Genomic DNA, 17,497 nt, shown 5'->3' with positions numbered 1-17,497 from the left:
GTGGATAACCGCTGCCGCGGCGTGCCGCGGGGCGGGCAGGCGCGCAGGGGGCGGTCCGGACGGGCGCATATACTGAACCCTGGCCACACCCTTGGAGCACGCTTGAAAGGACATCAGTCATGGTCACAGTAGCCCCGGGGGCCGATGTCTCCGACGCTGCCCGGATCGGCGAGGGGACGAAGATCTGGCACCTCGCCCAGGTCCGCGAGAACGCCGTGATGGGTGAGAACTGCATCGTGGGTCGCGGAGCGTACGTCGGCACGGGCGTCACGATGGGCGACAACGTCAAGATCCAGAACTACGCGCTCGTCTACGAGCCGGCGGTCCTCGGCAATGGCGTCTTCATCGGCCCTGCTGTCGTGCTCACGAACGACACGTACCCGCGCTCCGTGAACCCGGACGGCACGCTCAAGAGCGCCCACGACTGGGAGCCTGTCGGTGTGACGATCCACGACGGCGCCTCCATCGGTGCCCGTGCGGTGTGCATCGCCCCCGTCACGATCGGCCGCTGGGCCACCGTCGCGGCGGGCGCCGTCGTGACCAAGGACGTCCCGGACTTCGCCCTCGTTGCGGGCGTGCCCGCCCGCCGCATCGCGTGGGTCGGGAAGGCTGGTGAGCCCCTCACCCGCGACGGCGACCACTGGGTCTGCCCGCGCACCGGTGAGAAGTACATCGAAGAGGACCAGACGCTGCGAGAGGTAGACGCATGAGCAAGGACTTCATCCCACCCGCCAAGCCGATCATCGGTTCCGAGGAGCGGGCCGCCGTGGACCGGGTCCTCGCGTCGGGGCTCGCCCAGGGCACCGAGGTGGCGGAATTCGAGAAGGAGTTCTCCACGGTCCTCCTTGACGGCCGCGCGAGCGTTGCCGTCAACTCCGGCACGTCCGGACTCCACCTCGGGCTCCTCGCGGCCGGCATCGGCCCGGGCGACGAGGTCATCGTGCCCTCCTTCACGTTCGCCGCGACCGCGAACTCGGTGGCCCTCACGGGCGCCACCCCCGTCTTCGCCGACATCGAGCTGGACCACTTCTGCCTCGACCCGGCGTCCGTCGAGTCCCGCATCACGGACCGCACGAAGGCCATCATGCCGGTGCACCTGTACGGCCACCCGTACAACGTCGAGGCCTTCGAGGCCCTTGCGTCCAAGTACGGCCTGATGCTGTTCGAGGACGCCGCGCAGGCCCACGGGGCCCGCGCCCACGGCCGGTTCGTCGGGACCTTCGGCACGTTCGCGATGTTCAGCCTGTACCCGACGAAGAACATGACCTCGGGCGAGGGCGGCATGGTCTCGACCGGAGATGCCGGCGTCGAGCACCGCCTGCGGCTCCTGCGCAACCAGGGCATGGAGCGCCAGTACGAGAACGAACTCGTCGGCTTCAACACCCGCATGACGAACATCCATGCCGCGATCGGCCGCGTCCAGCTGACCAAGGTCCTCGGCTGGACCGAGCAGCGCCGCTCCAACGCTGCGTTCCTCGACGCCAACCTGACCGGCGTCGTGACGCCGAAGGTCGCCGATGGCTACGAGCACGTCTACCACCAGTACACGGTGCGCGTGGCCGACGACCGGGACGGGTTCGTCAAGGCCCTCAAGGAAGAGCACAACGTCGGCTCCGGCGTCTACTACCCGATCCCCAACCACCGCCTCGCACCGTTCCGCACGGACGACGACCTGCCGGTGACCGAGCAGGCCGCCGCCGAGGTCGTGTCCCTGCCCGTCCACCCGTCGCTGACGCAGGACGATCTCGAGCGGATCGTCGAGGCCGTCGCCGCGGTCACGAAGGCCGGTGCCTGATGGCGAACCTGCGCGCGGGGCTCATCGGCCTCGGCATGATGGGCCGCCACCACGCACGTGTGCTCCGCGAGCTCGACGGCGTCGACCTCGTCGCCGTGGCGGACGCGTACGGTGACCCGCACGGGGCCGCCGGATCGCTGCCGCTCCTGTCCTCCGTCGAGGATCTCATCGCCGCCGGCGTCGACATGGCCGTCGCGGCCGTGCCGACGATCCTGCACGAGGAGGTGGCCCTCAAGCTCGCCGACGCGGGCATCCATACCCTCGTCGAGAAGCCCATCGCGAACGACGCGGCCGCCGGCCAGAGGATCGCACACGCCTTCGAGTCCCGCGGGCTCGTCGGCGCCGTCGGGCACATCGAGCGCTTCAACCCCGCGCTCCAGAGCATGCGGGCCCGCCTCGAGAACGGCGACCTCGGCGACGTCTACCAGATCTCGACTCGCCGTCAGGGTCCGTTCCCTGCGCGGATCGCAACGTCGGGGTCGTCAAGGACCTCGCGACGCACGACATCGACCTGACGGCGTGGCTCGCGCAGAGCCCGTTCGTCAACGTCGCCGCCAACACGACCCACCGGTCCGGGCGCGAGCATGAGGACATGGTCTCGGCGATCGGACAGCTCGAGGGCGGCATCGGCACCAACCACATCGTGAACTGGCTGTCACCGCTCAAGGAGCGCACCACTGTGGTCCTGGGCGAGCGCGGCTCGTTCATCGCGGACACCATCTCGGCCGATCTCACGTTCGTCGAGAACGGCACGTTCGAGACGGAGTGGGACTCGATGGCGGAGTTCCGGGGAGTCTCCGAGGGCTCCTCGACGCGGTTCGCGCTGAACAAGCGGGAACCGCTCAAGGTCGAGCATGAGGCGTTCCGTGACGCCATCCTCGGGAAGGAGACGAGCCTCGTGACGATGGAACAGGGTCTCGCGACCCTCCGCGTGGCCGAGGCGTTCCTCGAGTCCGCGGCGACCGGAGCCGTCGTCCACCTCTGACCGGAAGCGTGTGAGGGCCGTCATCATGGCGGCCCTCAGACATGTCCGCCCCTCATCCCACCGGACCTGCGGGCACCCCCTGATTCGGGGGAGGTGCGCCGCCTCCGGTACCCTGAATGCTGGGCTGGCGAGCCCACGAGCGCTCGCGGCCCGCTACCTTGCCTAACAACAGGAGTGATCTTGACTGCAGACCTCGTCGTCGTCGGTTCCGGATTCTTCGGCCTCACCGTGGCAGAGAGGGCAGCCAGCGAGCTGGGCCTCAAAGTCGCCGTGATCGACCGGCGCCACCACATCGGTGGAAACGCGTACAGCGAGACCGAGGAGCAGACCGGGATCGAGGTGCACCGCTATGGTGCGCACCTCTTCCACACGTCGAACGAGAAGGTGTGGGACTACGTCAATCGGTTCACCACCTTCACGAACTACGTGCACCGCGTCTACGGCGTGCACAAGGGCGAGGTCTTCCCGCTGCCCATCAACCTCGGCACGATCAACCAGTTCTTCCGTGCCAACTACACGCCGGCAGAGGCCCGCGCGCTGATCGCAGAGCAGGCCGGCGAGCTTGCGGACACGGACCCGCAGAACCTCAATGACAAGGGCATCCAGCTCATCGGGCGCCCGCTCTACGAGGCCTTCATCAAGCACTACACCGGCAAGCAGTGGCAGACCGATCCGAAGGACCTGCCCGCCGGGATCATCTCGCGCCTTCCCGTGCGCTACACGTACGACAACCGGTACTTCAACGACACCTACGAGGGCCTGCCCACGCAGGGGTACACCGCGTGGATCGAGCGGATGGCGGACCACCCGAACATCACGGTCGAGCTCAGCACGGACTTCTTCGACGAGTCCCAGCCGCTGAGCAAGGGCAACGTCGTCGGCAACGTCCCGGTGATCTACACGGGGCCCGTGGACCGCTACTTCGACTACACCGAGGGCGACCTTTCGTGGCGCACGATCGACTTCGAGGAGGAGGTCCTCCCCACGGGTGACTTCCAGGGGACCTCGGTCGTGAACTACAACGACCCGGACGTTCCGTTCACGCGGATCATCGAGCCGCGGCACTTCCACCCGGAGCGTGGCTACCAGACCGAGAAGACGGTCATCATGCGCGAGTTCTCCCGCTTCGCCCAGAAGGGCGACGAGCCGTACTACCCGATCAACACCGAGGCCGACCGCACCAAGCTGCTGGCCTACCGCGACCTCGCCAAGGGCGAGCGCGACGTCCTGTTCGGCGGGCGCCTCGGCACGTACAAATACCTCGACATGCACATGGCGATCGGCTCCGCCCTGTCCATGTACGAGAACAAGATCAAGCCGCATTTCAGCGGGGGCGCGGCCCTCGAAAGCGGAGGAGTGGACGCCTGATGACGACGAGCAACACGGTGACACCGACTGCCGCCACACAGTCCGCCCGCCCCGACCCGGCAGCGGGCCTCCGCGTGGTCCAGCGGGTCGTCTTCCCGACCACGCGAGACCTCGACACGCTTCCGCTGTACGTCGACCCCGACATTCGGCGAATCGGCAGCGCCGCCCAGACGGCGCGTGGGACGGGCACCGGCCAGGCCGTTGCCACCGGCCGCCAGCTCCACCCGCAGGACATCCTCGACCGCCGCTCGGTGCGTGTCCGGCCGGGCGAGCGCCTCTCGTTCGGCTCGTACTTCAATGCCTTCCCGGCGAGCTACTGGCGGCGCTGGACGGTCGCGGACCGCGCCGTCCTGAGCGTGGCCACGGAAGGCGAGGGCACCGTCGTCGTCTACCGCTCGAATGCACGAGGCTCCTCGCAGCGCGTGGACGCCAGCCTCGTGACCGGCCAGTCGGCGCTCACGTTCGATCTCACGCTCGCGCCGTTCGGTGATGGCGGATGGTACTGGTTCGACCTCATCGCCGGCGCCTCCGGGATGACCCTCACCCAGGCCGAGTGGTCTGTTCCCGACGGCGGCAGGCCGCACGGGCGCGTGAGCCTCGGGGTGACGACGTTCAACCGTGCCGACTACTGCCTCGAGACCATCAAGGCCGTGGCCGCGGACTCCGGCGTGCGCGAGATCCTGGACGAGCTCATCATCGTCGACCAGGGGACCCAGAAGGTCGCCGACCAGGACGGGTTCGATGCCGTGGCGGCGGAGATGGGCGGACAGCTGCGCATCATCAACCAGGGCAACCTGGGCGGCTCCGGTGGATTCGCCCGGAACATGTACGAGGTTGTCTCGGGCGGCAAGAGCGACTACGTGATGCTGCTCGACGACGACATCAACATCGAGACCGAGGGCATCATGCGCGCGGTCGCCTTCGCGGACCTGTGCCGCACGCCCACGATCGTCGGCGGCCACATGTTCGACATGTACAACAAGTCCGTCCTCCACGCATTCGCCGAGGTCGTCAATCCCTTCCGGTTCCTCTGGGGACCCATCGAGGGCCTGAGCAACCATGACTTCTCGGCCGAGGGCCTGCGCACCTCGCCGCTCCTGCATCGCCGGTGGGACGTGGACTACAACGGCTGGTGGATGTGCCTCATCCCGCGGAGGGTGATTGAGGAGATCGGGCTCTCGCTCCCGGTCTTCATCAAGTGGGACGACGCCGAGTACTCGCTGCGCGCGCGCTCCGCCGGCTTCCCGACGGTGACGCTCCCGGGTGCGGCCGTCTGGCACGTCTCGTGGGCAGACAAGGACGACTCGGTCGACTGGCAGGCGTATTACCACGAGCGCAACCGACTCATCGCGGCGCTCCTGCACTCGCCGTACGCCAAGGGCGGCCGGATCTTCCGCGAGAGCCTCAACACCGACGTCAAGCACCTCGTCTCGATGCAGTACTACCCAGAGCAGGCCCGCATCATGGCCCTGCGCGATGTGCTCGCCGGTCCCGAGGTCCTGCATGAGCAGCTGCCGGTCACCATGCCGCAGCTGCGGTCCATGCGAGGGGAGTTCTCCGACTCGCAGGTCAAGACGGACCCGTCCGCCTTCCCGGCGCCCTTCCGCAAGAAGCCGCCGAAGAAGCCGCAGAGCTATGCGCAGCCGAGCACGATCGCGCTCCTGCCGTGGGCCGTCAAGACGGTCGTCAAGCAGACGCTCATGCCGGTGCGGGCCGACGCGAAGGACCATCCGGAGGCCCAGGTCGCCCACCAGGACGGCAAGTGGTGGAGCCTCGCGCACCTCGACAGCGCGGTCGTCTCCAACGCTGACGGCACCGGGGCATCGTGGTACCGGCGTGACCCCAAGGAGGCCCGCCGGCTGCTCGCCGACAGCCTGGCGCTCCACGGCCAGCTGTTCGCCAACTGGGAGAAGCTGCGCGCCCAGTTCCGCGCGGCGCTGCCGCAGATCACGTCCATGGAGGCCTGGAAGGCGACGTTCGAGGCGACGTCCCCCGGCACGGAGAAATGACGCAGCGCCTCGAAGGGTACGACGTCCCGGGGGTCGGCGCGGGCCTCCTGGACGTGTTCCGCCGTCGTTTCCTCCTGAAGCTGATCGTCCGCAAGGAGCTGCGCGTCCGGTACCGCGGGTCAGTGCTCGGGCTCGCGTGGTCCTACGTCAAGCCGCTCGTGCAGTACGTGGTGCTGTTCATAGCCCTCGGCCTCGTGCTGCGGGTGGGGGACCAGATCCCGAATTACGCCCTCTACATGTTCTCCGGCGTCATCGTGGTGAACTTCTTCACCGAGGCGTTCTCCAACGCGACGCGCTCGGTCGTGTGGAACGCCCCTCTCGTGAAGAAGATCTACCTGCCTCGGGAGCTCTTCCCCGTCGCTTCGGTGTGGGTGGCGGCGATCCACTTCCTCCCACAGATCGTGGTCCTGCTCGCGGCTGGGCTCTTCGTCGGCTGGCATCCTGATGCACTCCAGCTGGCCGGGGCCGTGGTGGGGTTCATCATCGTCGCGGTCACGGCGACCGGCCTCGGGCTCCTGGCCGGCGCGGTCAACGTGTTCTTCCGGGACTCCGAGAACATCGTCGACATGCTCATGATGATGGTCACGTGGGTCTCGCCCGTGCTCTACGACTGGACGATGCTCCGTCGGATCGCGCCGGACTGGCTGTTCGTGCTGTACCAGCTCAATCCGGTCACCGTGGCTGTCGAGATGTTCCACTGGGCGTTCTGGTACCCGACGGTGGACCGTCCCGTGGAGCTCCCGCCGCACCTGCTGCTCACAGGCCTCGCAGGCCTGGTCATGTCCGCCGTGTTCCTCCTCGTCGGCCAGCTCGTCTTCCGGCGGCTCGAGGGCCGCTTCGCCCAGGAGGTCTGATGCCGACAGCGATCAAGGTCAAGGACCTGAGCAAGACCTTCAACCTCAGGCACACGCATTCGCTCAAGGAGACGATTGTCTGGCTTCTGAAGGGCCGCAAGGGCGACCTCTCCAAGAAGTTCAATGCGCTGAACAACGTCTCGTTCGACATCGAGAGCGGCGAGACCGTGGCCCTGCTCGGCTTCAACGGCTCTGGCAAGTCGACGCTCCTCAAGCTCATCTCGGGCGTCATGCTCCCGGATCAGGGTGTGGTCGGAACCTTGGGCCGAGTCGCGGGCCTCATCGAGGTCGGGGCCGGCTTCCACCCGGATCTCACGGGCCGCGAGAACGTCTACCTCAACGCCGCGATCCTGGGCATGAGCGAGGCGGAGATCGACGCGAAGTTCGATGACATCGTGGCGTTCTCGGAGATCGAGCAGTTCATCGACACGGAAGTGAAGTTCTACTCGTCCGGCATGTTCCTGCGGCTCGCCTTCGCCGTCGCCGTCCACACTGATCCGGACATCTTCCTGGTCGATGAGATCCTCGCGGTCGGCGACGAGCCGTTCCAGCGAAAGTGCCTCGATCGGATCCACCAGCTCGCGGACGAGGGCAAGACGCTCGTGGTGGTCAGCCACGACCTCGACATGGTCTCGCGCATCTGCAGCCGGGGCATCGTCCTGGAGCGGGGCAACGTCGCCTTCGACGGTGCCGCGGAGGAAGCCGTCGGATTCCTGCGCGCGAGGCAGTGACCCGTCACCGGCCCCTGCCACCGGCCCACACCCCTTCCCGTCGACCGCGCCTCACTGAAAGGCCTCCTCGCCCATGGACATCGGATCCCTTGCGATCAGCGTCGCCCTCGTCATCCTCGTATGGTGGGGGCCGGGCTGGCTGATCGGTGAGGCACTGGGTGTCCGCCGGCTCTACCTGCCGGCGGCGGCACCGCTGATCGGTGTCGGGGCGCTGTCGAGCATCGGCTCGGCGGGCCACGTCCTGGGCATGTCCTGGGACCCGATCTCAGTGGCGGTCGTGACCGTGGTCCTCGCGGCCATCCTGTTCGTTGCCCGCATGCTCTTGGGCCGGTTCCGTAAGCGCACCGGCGAGACCGGCAGGCGTCGCTCTGGCGAGGGAAGCGACGCCGAGCGCGAGGCGTCGGGCGGCTTCTTCGGCAAGTGGGCCTTCCGCGGTGCCTGGCTGCTGGTCATCGCCGGCGTCGTCGTCGGCGGTGTCATCGCCGCGGCCACGTGGACGGTCGGCACCGAGGGACTCCAGGGGATCAACCAGGACTGGGACATCCCCTGGCACGCGAACATGGTCAGGCTCATCGCGGAGACACATTCGTGGGATCCTTCGCTCGCCGGGAACTTCGCGTACTACGACACGACCATCGCCGACGCGCCGATCCGCAGCTACCCCATCGCCTTCCATGCGTTGCTCGCGCTCGTCTGGCCGTTCAGCGGCGTCAGCATCCCGGTCTTCCTGAACATCTTCGTCGCCGTCCTGATGGCGGTCCAGCTTCCCCTGAGCGCCGTCGCGCTCACGTCGCTGCTGACGCGGCGTCCCGTGGCCCTCGCGGCCGTTGCGGTCGTGTCGGGCTGGTTCACGGTCTTCCCGTTCGACCTGCTGTGGCGCGGTCCGCTCATCCCGTTCTTCGCGGGCATGGTGCTGGCGGGCCCGTTCTGCCTGCTCGCCGCCCGCGGGTCGCTCGAGCGCCGCTGGTGGTGGCTCCCGGCCATCGCCTTCGGCGCCGTTGCCCTGATCGGGGTGCATCCATCGCTTGCCTTCGTGGTGGCGCCCGTGCTCGTGTTCTGGCTCATCCCGGTCATCCTCCGGCGGCGCCTGAAGTCCCTGGTCGTCATCGGCTACCTGGCGCTCGCCGGCATTCTTGGCGCGGTCCTCGGCGCGGGCATCGTCCTTGACATGCTCAAGGAGGCCAACCGTGTCTCGAAGCAGGTCTGGGCCGCGGACACCGACAAGGTCGGCGCGGTGGAGAACATCCTCCTCCTGCATCACGGCTCCATGCCGCAGGTCATCCTGTCGGTCCTCGTGGGAATCGGCTGCATCGCGATGGTCGCGCGGATGCGCATGTGGTGGTATCTGGGCCCGGTCCTCGCGTTCGCGTTCCTCTCGGTCTACACGATGGGCACGAACGCCCCCCAGCTGCTCACCCTCACGGCGCCGTTCTACGACGACCAGTGGCGGATCTTCGGCATCCTGGTCATGCTCCTCATTCCGCTCGCGGGGCTTGGCGTGGCCCAGATCGGAGAGGCCGTCGAGTGGGTCGTGCGTTTCGTGGCGGCGCGGCGCACGACGGCGTCCCGCGCCCAGGCGGGTGGGCGGCGGAACGCTGTGGTCGCCGTGACCGCGGTGGTCGTGCTCCTCGCGGCAGGCGTCGGCGCCCGGCCGTACTTTGCCGAGAACGCGGGTCGCATCGGCATCAACACGAAGGTCGACGGCGCCACGCTCAGCTCGTCCGAGGTCCATCTGCTCACGACGATCGGCCAGTACGTGCCCAAGGACGCGACGGTCCTGAACGACTCCTGCGACGGCTCCGTGTGGATGTACGCGCTGGGCGACCGGATGCCGATGATCCGCCACTTCGAGATCCTGCCCACCAACCGGCAGCTCCTCGTGCTGCAGAAGCTCCCTGATCTGGCTACGGATCCCGCGGTGCGCAAGGCAGCCTCCGAGCTCGGCATCGAGTGGGTGTACATCGCGAGCGGGACCATCCGTGCATGGGACGAGGCCAAGCCCGGCCTGACCCACCCCGACAGCATTCCGTTCATGAAGCTTGTGGTCAGGGACGGGAACGCGGCCCTGTACAAGATCGACTGGAGCCAGTTGCCCGGCGGCCGGGCCGCATTCGACGCCGACAACGTGCTCCGCAAGGACTTCGGCAACGGGAACGTGCCCGGCGTCATGCTCAACACCGATCCCGACGGGATTGCACCCTTGGGGAGGATCTGCTGATGATCGCACGGGTCAAGGCATTCCTGCACACGAGCCTGTTCCGCTACCTGTTGATCGGTGGGTTCAGCTTCCTGGTTGACCTCGGCCTCCTCGCCCTGTTCTTCCAGATCTTCGGAACGCCCCTGTGGCTCGCGACGGGGGCAGGCTTCTGGGGAAGCTTCTTCTTCAACTACTTCCTCCAGAAGTACTTCTCGTTCAACCACGGCGGGAGCAACCTCTCAGGTGTGCTCCGCTATTCCGGCCTCCTCGTGGTCAACACCCTCGCAGTGATGGGCATCGTCGAGTTCTTCCAATTCGTCGGTGCGGGCTACGTAGTCGGTAAGGTGATTGCGACCGTGGTGACGACCGGATGGAACTACTTCATCTACAAGCACTGGGTCTTCCCCCAGCAGAAGAAGCCCAAGGCCCCGGCTGGCGAGATCGATCAGCCTCAGGCAACGACGACGAACAACGAAGGATAACGGATGTACCGAGGAGTACGAGTCGCCGCGGTGGTGCCCGCCTACAAGGAGGAGCTCCACATCGCGCAGGTGATCCAGACGATGCCTGAGTTCGTCGACCACATCGTGATCGTCGACGACTGCAGCCCCGATGACACCTCGGGGGCCGTGCGCGCCGTGGGCGATCCTCGGGTCACGCTCATCCGGCACGAGGTCAACAAGGGCGTCGGCGGGGCAATCCTCACAGCGCACAAGGCGGCGATGGATCTCGGGGCCGACATCAACGTCGTCATGGCCGGGGACGCGCAGATGGACCCTGACTACCTTCCGCAGCTGCTCGACCCCGTCGTCGACGGGTACGGCTTCGCGAAGGCGAACCGCTTCTTCTCCGGCGAGTCGTTTGCCGGGATGCCGGGCTACCGAATCTTCGGCAACATCGTGCTCTCCTTCATGACCAAGCTGGCCTCGGGGTACTGGCACATCTTCGATCCGCAGAATGGCTACACGGCGATCCGCACGGAGGTGCTCCGCCGGCTTCCCCTCGACAAGGTGGCCGAGCGGTACAGCTTCGAGAACGACCTCCTGATCCACCTCAACATCCTCGATGTGCCGATCTGCGACGTACCGATCCCGGCCGTGTACGGCGCCGAGGTGTCCAGCATCAAGCTCAGCAGGGTCATTCCGGAGCTTCTCCAGATGCTCTTCGGCGGCTTCTGGCGCCGCGTCTGGTGGAAGTACATGGTGTGGTCCTTCTCGGCCGTGGCACTCCTGCTGATCTTCGGGCTCGTCCTCATTGTCTTCGGCGTCGGAATCGGCATCTGGGTGCTGCTCGCCTCCGTGGGTTCGCCCACGGCCGGATCCGTGCTGCTCGCCGCCGTGCCCTTCATGCTGGGCGTCCAGATGCTGCTGATGTCGCTGCAGCTGGATATCCAGGGGAGCCCGAACCAGCCCACAATGCGCAAGCTCCAGCCGGAGCCCGCCTCCTAGTACAGGCTGTACTGGTCGTAGGATCCCGTCGGGAGACGCGAGACCAGAAGGGGAGGGCCCCATGCGCCGAGCGCATGGGGCCCTCCCCTTCTGGTCTCGCCAGAGGTTCCGGGCTAGGGGAGGGTGTAGCCGTTCCAGCCCCATCCGACTTGGCTGCGGCTGGTGAACCCGCCCGTGCCGGTCCCAGGGTAGAGCCACAGGTTCCCGTTGGAGTCCCGACCGAGGAGATCGGGCTTCTTGTCGCCGTTGAAGTCCCCGATGCCCACGATGGTGTAGCCGGTCCAGCCTTGGCCGATCTGGGTGCGGGCGTTGAATCCACCGCTGCCGTTGCCCGGGTAGAGCCACAGGTTGCCGCTCGTGTCCCGCGCGATGAGATCGTTGGCGCCGCCGCCGTTGAAGTCGCCGGTGCTGACAATCGCGTTCATGGCGTCCCAGCCCTGGCCGAGCTGGGTGCGGGTGCCGAGGCCGCCGGTGCCGTTGCCCGGGTAGAGCCACAGGTTGCCGCTCGTGTCCCGCATGATGAGGTCGGTCTTCTTGTCGCCGTTGAAGTCTCCGGCCCCGACGATCAGGTTGATCGAGCTGAGCCCTGTGGCGAGCTGCACGCGCGCGTTCCACCCCCCGGAGCCGTTGCCCCGGAAGAGCCACAGCGTGTTGGAGGAGTCGCGGGCGACGACGTCGCTGACACCGTCGCCGTTGAGGTCCTGGCTGGCGGTCACGAGAGTGTAGCTGTTCCACCCGGTTCCGGCCGCCACGCGGTTCAGCCAGCTGCCGCTGCCGTTGCCCGGGTAGACCCAACCGGTGCCGCTCGAGTCGTACGCGAAGACGTCGTTCTTGCCGTCGTTCGTGAAGTCGCGCCAGCCAGAGGGCGCCGTCGTGACCGTGTAGGTCTGGGTCGCCACGGCCGACGCATTGCCGAACTGGTCGACGCCGAAGTACTTCAGCGTCATGTTCGCCGTGAGGGACAACGGGCTCGAGTAGGTGGTGCTCGACGTCGTCGGCGTGCTGCCGTCGGTGGTGTAGTAGATCGTCGTGTTCGGCTTGTTCGACGAGAGGGTGATCTGCGTGCCGGAGGCGTATTGGCCGCCCTGCGGCGAGGCGGTGATCACCGGCGCAACACCATCATTGACGCTGTAGGTGAAGGTGGCCACGGCGGACGTGTTGCCCACCGAGTCCACGGCGATCGCCTTGATCGTTGTCGACGTATTCAGCGTGATGGGGCCGGTGTACTTCGTCGACGACGTGGTCGGGGTGCTGCCGTCCGTCGTGTAGTAGATGGTGCCCGGCTTGCTCGACGTCAGGGTCACCTGGGTTCCGGCGTTCACGACGCCGGGGGCAGGCGAGGCCGACACGACGGGTGCCGTGCTGTCCAGGGTGTAGGTCTGGCTCGCGACCGCCGAGGCGTTCGTGGCCAGGTCGACCCCGATGTACTTCAGCGTCATCGACGCCATCGGGATGGGAGCGGTGTACTTCGTGCTGGACGTCGTGGGCGTGGAGCCATCCGTCGTGTAGTAGATCGACGCGCCGGTCTCGTTGGCCGCGAGCGAGATCGTCTGTCCGGAGCCATACGTGCCCGCCGCCGGAGTTGCCGTGACGGTGGGCGCGACGGTGTCGACGGTGACGTCACGCGTGGCGGTGGCGCCGCTTGCCGTTGCCTGGACGCGGAAGGTGTAGGCGCCATCGGCGAGCGCGGAGGGCGGCGTGAACGTCCCGGACGTGCAGTCCGCCCATGTCGGAGTCGCCGTCCCCTGGGTGATCGCGCACTGGAGGGCTGCCCCGGCCGGGGTCGAGGCGACGGTGAAGGTCGGCCGCGGGTTGTTCGTGGCCGGCGGGTTGGGGGCCTGCTGGCCGTTGGCCAGGGTGGGGCCGCCCGTCACGGCCACGGTCGGGCCAGCGGTCAGGCGGTACATGATGCCCTGTCCGGACGGGGTCCCGCTGGTGATGAGTCCCTTGTCGTCCATCGCGAGGACCTGGCCGGAGAGCATCCCCAGGCCCGTGACCATGGAGAAGCCCGTCGCCCACTGGGTGTCCACGGTTCCGTTGGACAGGGTGATCTTGGCGACGATGTCCTTGCCCGCGTCAAGCGAGGTGGTCCCCGACGCGGTGCCTGCGTAGAGCGTGTTGGTTGCAGGGTCCACGAAGAGCGCGTTCGCCTTGACGTTGAACGCCGAGGACGGCGTGAGGTTGGTCAGGGTCTCCTCGGGAGGAGCCGTGAACTTCGTGATGCCGTTCGCCTCTGCAACGTACACGATCACGTTGTTGCCGCTCTGCGCGGCGGCGACGGCCTTGACCGGTCCCGCTGCCGAGGCCAGCGTCTCGACGCTCGGGTGCTGGATGTCCGGGTACGTGAGGCGCATGATCACCCGCGCACGGGCAAAGCTCAGGTAGACGTTGCCGTCAGGGCCCGTGGCCGCGGAGTTGGGGCGCAAGTCGCCGTCCAGGACCTGCAGGCGGTCGTAGTACTCGAAGAGCTCCGTGTCGGGATTCCAGAGTGCCCGGACAACGTCAGAGGATCCCGGCGTCGAGTCGGGGACGAAGGCGAGCTCGTCGCCGCTGTTCGGCTGGCCGGGCGTCGGATCGACGAACGCGGGAGCGCCGGGCACCGTGGGACCGTCGTTGTGCTTGGCCAGTGAGCCGCCCAGGCATGTCACCGGGGCCGTGTCCGTGGACGTGAGCGGGTTGTCGATCCGGCCAGGGGTGGTGCCCGAGGGCGGCTGCACCCGGCAGAAGCCGGCCTTGGCATCGGCCACCCACACCGCGCCTGCCGGGTCCACAATGGTCCCCTCGGCCTGCGTCAGTCCCGTCACGAACGTCTGCTTCGCCTGGTCCGCCGACGCTGCCGGCGCTACCACGGCACCGACCACGACGGACGCTGCGAGCGCAAGCGCCGCACCTGCAGAGGCGATCGCCCTGCCTGACCGTGTCCTTAACAACTGGCCAACTGCCACAGCATTTCCCCCCGCACAGTCGGATGCTCCCCAGCGCCGCATGCGTCGAACGAGACCCGGGCGGGTCCCATAAGACATGTTGCACCATAGGGGCCGCATGGAACAGGGCCCTTGTGTCACAAACCCGGCGCTACCACGGCATCGCCAATGGCCATGGGGTCCTGCGCGCCCGGGACCGGTGCGGGCGGATTTGACCGGGCCGGGGCGCGCTCGCCAGCATGGTGCCCGAACGCCGCGGCACTTTGGGGTCCGGCGCAAGGAGGGGGGACCATGGGCACCATGAGGCCTACGGTGAGGTGGGGGGCAGCCTTCGCCCTGCTCGCGGGCTGCGCAGTGGGATGCACGGCGCAGGCGCCGAATGCGAGCCCGAGCGCAAGCACGACGGCGACCGCCTCCGGACCGTCGTCCGGCGAGACCGCCGCTCCCACCGCGACCGCCGCCCCGACGGGGGACGCGACGGACGACGACCGGTTCCTCTACCGGTGCTCGATCGTCACGGGAGCACCCGACATCAGCTCCTATGGCCTGAACCTCATCTGGGCGGACGGGAACTACACGCGGATCTCTTCGTGCACTGTCACCTACGTTGGGCCCGAGCCGTTCGTCCCCACCGATGCCGAGGCCCAGGCCGTCGCGACTGCCGGAGGCCCTCGTGACGCTTCGGGCCAGCTCGACACCCTCACAGGGCTCCTGCGGCTCTGCACTCGGATCTCCGACGAGGCGGGGCCGGACGGCTTCGCCGGCCAGACGCCGGCCCAGCTGCAGGCCGCCCGGGACCTGTGCCCGGATGCACCGCAGGCGAAGATCATGGCCGCGTGGGCGGCGGGGGAGCGGTTCGGCGACGGCACCCACACGGTGGGCAAGGACGCTGCCGCCGGTACCTACGCGCCCGTCGCTGCGCCCGGCGAGGCGTGCCGTTTCTCGGTCGGCTCGGCCAACGGTGCGGTGCTCGCCTCGGGCGGCCCCACCGCGGCCCTCGCGGGCGTAGCTTTGACCTCAGGGACCGTCTTCACTAGTGACAAATGCGGTATCTGGTGGAAGATGTTCTAGCAGGCCCACATGGACCTGCCTCACTTAGGCGCCAGCTGGGGAGCGTTGGACAGCGTCGGGGGGAAGAGTGAAGGTTCGTCGTAGGACTGTCATCAAGCTGGGGATCGTGGGCACAGTGGCTGCCGGGCTGGCCGCTACGGGATCGGTCGCGCAGGGCGCGCCCACTCCGTCCCCAGGTCCGCAGAACACGCCTGGGGCTCCCGCGAGCCGCAAGAATGACCGGAAGGACAGCCGGGGGCGGCGCCTGCCCCTCGCGAGGTACGCCTTCACCCCGACACTGCTCGACGGCACCAATTTGCCTGACGTCTTCAGCCTCGAAGCCGTGTGGGCGCAGACGCGGTACCTTCAGACCGTCGCCTACAAGGTCAAGTTCAACGGGCCCACGCCGAACAGCCTCACCGACAGGGAGAACGCCGCGGTCGACGCGGCGATCGCTTCGGGGGCCAAGGGCGCCCGCACGAAGATCTGCCTCGACATCGTGGCTGCCTGCACCCGGATCGACCAGCGCACGGTCTACGCTGGCCTGACGGCCGTCGGCAGGCCGATCGTAGACGGGGCGCTGGTCATGGCCCCCACCGCGCCGCAGGCGGCCGTCATGACCCGGTGGATCGCGGAGGGCATGCCTTCCACGGGGGCCCCGGCCACGTAGTCGATGCGGCGACCCATCGGCGGCGCGATGCATCGAGGTGGGCCCCAGTGCCGGACCGTCCGTCCGGGCCCTGGGGCCCACCTTGATGGTCAGGCGAGCATCGAGGTCAGCGCGTTGATGAGTGTCGTCTCAACCCCGTTCGTCCCAGCCTTGAAGTGGGCGATGTGGCCGTACACGGTCATGCTGCCTCCGGCAAGGCCTGCGAAATCCGGTTCCCAGCCGCCCTCGTAGGAGCCCGCCGGCATGTTCGGGGGAAGGAACTCGTTCGAGGGGATGTAGGCGCACGACTCGTTGGCGTAGCCGCCGATCCACAGGGCGTTGCTGCCGCCGTAACGGGCTCGGAAGTACACCGCGTAGCCGCTCACGAGCTCGCCGCCGATGAAGGCCATCTTCAGCGGAGTCGAGCCCCCGATCGTCCAGACTTGGAACGGCGAGGGCATGCCGGAGGCCACGTTGCCGCTGTCGATACGCGCCATCATCACCTGTGCGTGCCGCGCGTACCATGCCGGCTGCCCGTTCGGGTTGGGGAGCCTGCGGGCGTAGTACCCGCGCACGACGGCGAGGTTCCCGGCTGAGGTGTCTATGTCGAAGGGGAGCTGGACCTCCTGGTACTTCGTGGTGATCGGGCCGGTGAGGGCGCGGCCGGCCGACCGTGCCGCGCTCACCACCGTGGAACCGAGGGCGTTGCCGTCCTGGTCCCGCAGTGCCCACGATGGGGCATTCGCCGGGTTCTGGTCGCCCCCCGGGCCTTGGAGGAACAGGGCGAACGCACCGAGGTTGCTCTCGACGTAGTTGCAGGCCCGGGACGGGTAGTCGCCGTCGTACTGGTCCTGGTCGCCGGCAGCGACCGGGTGGCAGCCGTAGCCGAAGATCACTGCGGCCGGGGACCCGTTGGACTTGCGCGCCACGAGGATCGGCACGTCCCGCTCGACGTAGGGCAGCCCGGCCCGATTGACCGCGAAGGTCTGGGTCCCGACCTTGTAGTCGAGGGTGACGGACGTCTGGGAGGCATTGAGCGCGTCCTGGGCGGTCTTGACCATCATGTCCTCGAGCCACGAGCTGTAGCTGCGCACCTCATCCATCTCCGCGAGCCCGTAGGCCATGAACGGCTGGAGCGTGTCGATGAGCACCGGTCCGTTGTGCGTGTGGGTGGACTGGAGCATGATGTCCGAGGTGTCCCACGAGGCAAGGGCAAGGATCCGCGCGCGGATGCGCTGGTGCATCGACCGCGGGAGGGCGAGGATGTCTGCGCTCAGGATGAGGTTCGGGTTGCCGTTCTCGCGGATCACCACGGCCCGGCAGTAGAGCGGCTCGTAGGGCGTGTTCGTCGAGACTGTGCGGCCGCCGTCAGCCGAGCCGTAGCCAGCCAGATAGGGGTTGGTCGCCATGGTCGGCGTGATCTTGTTCTTGGCTGTCGCCACGGTGAAGGCCACGGCTTCTCCTCAACTCACCTCGTAAGGAGGAGA

13 protein-coding genes and 1 pseudogene are annotated in these 17,497 nt (G+C 67.7%); 12 read left to right on the top strand and 2 right to left on the bottom strand.

Annotated elements, in window-relative coordinates:
• Positions 1–119: 119 nt before the first annotated feature.
• The 10 genes and pseudogenes from SCMU_RS13030 to SCMU_RS12980 all read left to right on the top strand — a co-directional run bounded on the left by SCMU_RS13030 (position 120) and on the right by SCMU_RS12980 (position 11,387).
• The gene (locus SCMU_RS13030; RefSeq protein ID WP_229229559.1) at positions 120–710 is read left to right on the top strand and encodes an acyltransferase; all 591 of its coding nucleotides are present in this window, start codon (positions 120–122) and stop codon (positions 708–710) included.
• A complete protein-coding gene (locus SCMU_RS13025; RefSeq protein ID WP_229229558.1) occupies positions 707–1,795 on the top strand; it encodes a DegT/DnrJ/EryC1/StrS family aminotransferase in 1,089 nt (362 codons plus the stop codon). Before SCMU_RS13030 ends, SCMU_RS13025 begins: the two co-directional genes overlap by 4 nt.
• Positions 1,795–2,780 (top strand): annotated as a pseudogene (locus SCMU_RS21175) (Gfo/Idh/MocA family oxidoreductase). Before SCMU_RS13025 ends, SCMU_RS21175 begins: the two are co-directional and overlap by 1 nt.
• 180 nt (positions 2,781–2,960) lie before the next feature.
• Positions 2,961–4,148, top strand: a complete 1,188-nt coding sequence (glf, locus tag SCMU_RS13010) for a UDP-galactopyranose mutase (protein WP_229229556.1) — start codon at positions 2,961–2,963, stop codon at positions 4,146–4,148.
• A complete protein-coding gene (locus tag SCMU_RS13005) occupies positions 4,148–6,157 on the top strand; it encodes a glycosyltransferase (protein WP_229229555.1) in 2,010 nt (669 codons plus the stop codon). The genes glf and SCMU_RS13005 overlap by 1 nt, the downstream gene beginning before the upstream one ends.
• Positions 6,154–7,011, top strand: a complete 858-nt coding sequence (locus SCMU_RS13000; protein ID WP_229229554.1) for an ABC transporter permease — start codon at positions 6,154–6,156, stop codon at positions 7,009–7,011. The genes SCMU_RS13005 and SCMU_RS13000 overlap by 4 nt, the downstream gene beginning before the upstream one ends.
• On the top strand, positions 7,011–7,742 hold the full coding sequence (locus SCMU_RS12995) for an ABC transporter ATP-binding protein (protein WP_229229553.1): 732 nt from the start codon (positions 7,011–7,013) through the stop codon (positions 7,740–7,742). The genes SCMU_RS13000 and SCMU_RS12995 overlap by 1 nt, the downstream gene beginning before the upstream one ends.
• Positions 7,743–7,815: 73 nt before the next feature.
• On the top strand, positions 7,816–9,960 hold the full coding sequence (locus SCMU_RS12990) for a DUF6541 family protein (protein ID WP_229229552.1): 2,145 nt from the start codon (positions 7,816–7,818) through the stop codon (positions 9,958–9,960).
• Positions 9,960–10,421 carry a GtrA family protein gene (locus tag SCMU_RS12985; protein WP_229229551.1) on the top strand — a complete coding sequence of 154 codons (462 nt, stop codon included), beginning with the start codon at positions 9,960–9,962 and terminating at the stop codon, positions 10,419–10,421. The genes SCMU_RS12990 and SCMU_RS12985 overlap by 1 nt, the downstream gene beginning before the upstream one ends.
• Before the next feature lie 3 nt (positions 10,422–10,424).
• On the top strand, positions 10,425–11,387 hold the full coding sequence (locus SCMU_RS12980; protein ID WP_229229550.1) for a glycosyltransferase family 2 protein: 963 nt from the start codon (positions 10,425–10,427) through the stop codon (positions 11,385–11,387).
• Between the two features lie 113 nt (positions 11,388–11,500).
• Here the strand turns inward: SCMU_RS12980 and SCMU_RS12975 are convergent, their stop codons facing one another.
• Positions 11,501–14,191 (bottom strand): chitobiase/beta-hexosaminidase C-terminal domain-containing protein, encoded by a 2,691-nt coding sequence (locus SCMU_RS12975; RefSeq protein ID WP_229229549.1) that lies wholly within the window; start codon positions 14,189–14,191, stop codon positions 11,501–11,503.
• A gap of 411 nt (positions 14,192–14,602) precedes the next feature.
• On the opposite strand from SCMU_RS12975, the gene SCMU_RS12970 reads away from it, so the two are divergent.
• Together SCMU_RS12970 and SCMU_RS12965 are read left to right on the top strand one after the other, a co-directional pair.
• Positions 14,603–15,382 (top strand): Rv1352/Rv1906c domain-containing protein, encoded by a 780-nt coding sequence (locus SCMU_RS12970; RefSeq protein ID WP_229229548.1) that lies wholly within the window; start codon positions 14,603–14,605, stop codon positions 15,380–15,382.
• A gap of 106 nt (positions 15,383–15,488) precedes the next feature.
• The gene (locus tag SCMU_RS12965; RefSeq protein ID WP_229229547.1) at positions 15,489–16,031 is read left to right on the top strand and encodes a hypothetical protein; all 543 of its coding nucleotides are present in this window, start codon (positions 15,489–15,491) and stop codon (positions 16,029–16,031) included.
• 89 nt (positions 16,032–16,120) lie between these two features.
• Here SCMU_RS12965 and SCMU_RS12960 read toward each other — a convergent pair whose 3' ends face one another.
• Positions 16,121–17,464: a hypothetical protein gene (locus tag SCMU_RS12960; RefSeq protein WP_229229546.1), complete on the bottom strand. Its 1,344-nt coding sequence runs from the start codon at positions 17,462–17,464 to the stop codon at positions 16,121–16,123.
• Positions 17,465–17,497: the final 33 nt, after the last annotated feature.

The sequence above is a fragment of the Sinomonas cyclohexanicum genome (genome assembly GCF_020886775.1).
GTDB classification, from domain to species: Bacteria; Actinomycetota; Actinomycetes; order Actinomycetales; family Micrococcaceae; genus Sinomonas; species Sinomonas cyclohexanicum.
Note: the sequence above shows the minus strand (reverse complement) of the source record. Positions and strands in the feature narration are given on the sequence as shown.

What these genes read in the sequence shown, in the direction of transcription:
- SCMU_RS12970 (WP_229229548.1), top strand. Translation starts at nt 14,603, where the DNA reads ATGGGCACCATGAGGCCTACGGTGAGGTGGGGGGCAGCCTTCGCCCTG.
- SCMU_RS13000 (WP_229229554.1), top strand. Translation starts at nt 6,154, where the DNA reads ATGACGCAGCGCCTCGAAGGGTACGACGTCCCGGGGGTCGGCGCGGGC.
- SCMU_RS12990 (WP_229229552.1), top strand. Translation starts at nt 7,816, where the DNA reads ATGGACATCGGATCCCTTGCGATCAGCGTCGCCCTCGTCATCCTCGTA.
- SCMU_RS13025 (WP_229229558.1), top strand. Translation starts at nt 707, where the DNA reads ATGAGCAAGGACTTCATCCCACCCGCCAAGCCGATCATCGGTTCCGAG.
- SCMU_RS12995 (WP_229229553.1), top strand. Translation starts at nt 7,011, where the DNA reads ATGCCGACAGCGATCAAGGTCAAGGACCTGAGCAAGACCTTCAACCTC.
- SCMU_RS13005 (WP_229229555.1), top strand. Translation starts at nt 4,148, where the DNA reads ATGACGACGAGCAACACGGTGACACCGACTGCCGCCACACAGTCCGCC.
- SCMU_RS13030 (WP_229229559.1), top strand. Translation starts at nt 120, where the DNA reads ATGGTCACAGTAGCCCCGGGGGCCGATGTCTCCGACGCTGCCCGGATC.
- SCMU_RS12980 (WP_229229550.1), top strand. Translation starts at nt 10,425, where the DNA reads ATGTACCGAGGAGTACGAGTCGCCGCGGTGGTGCCCGCCTACAAGGAG.
- SCMU_RS12985 (WP_229229551.1), top strand. Translation starts at nt 9,960, where the DNA reads ATGATCGCACGGGTCAAGGCATTCCTGCACACGAGCCTGTTCCGCTAC.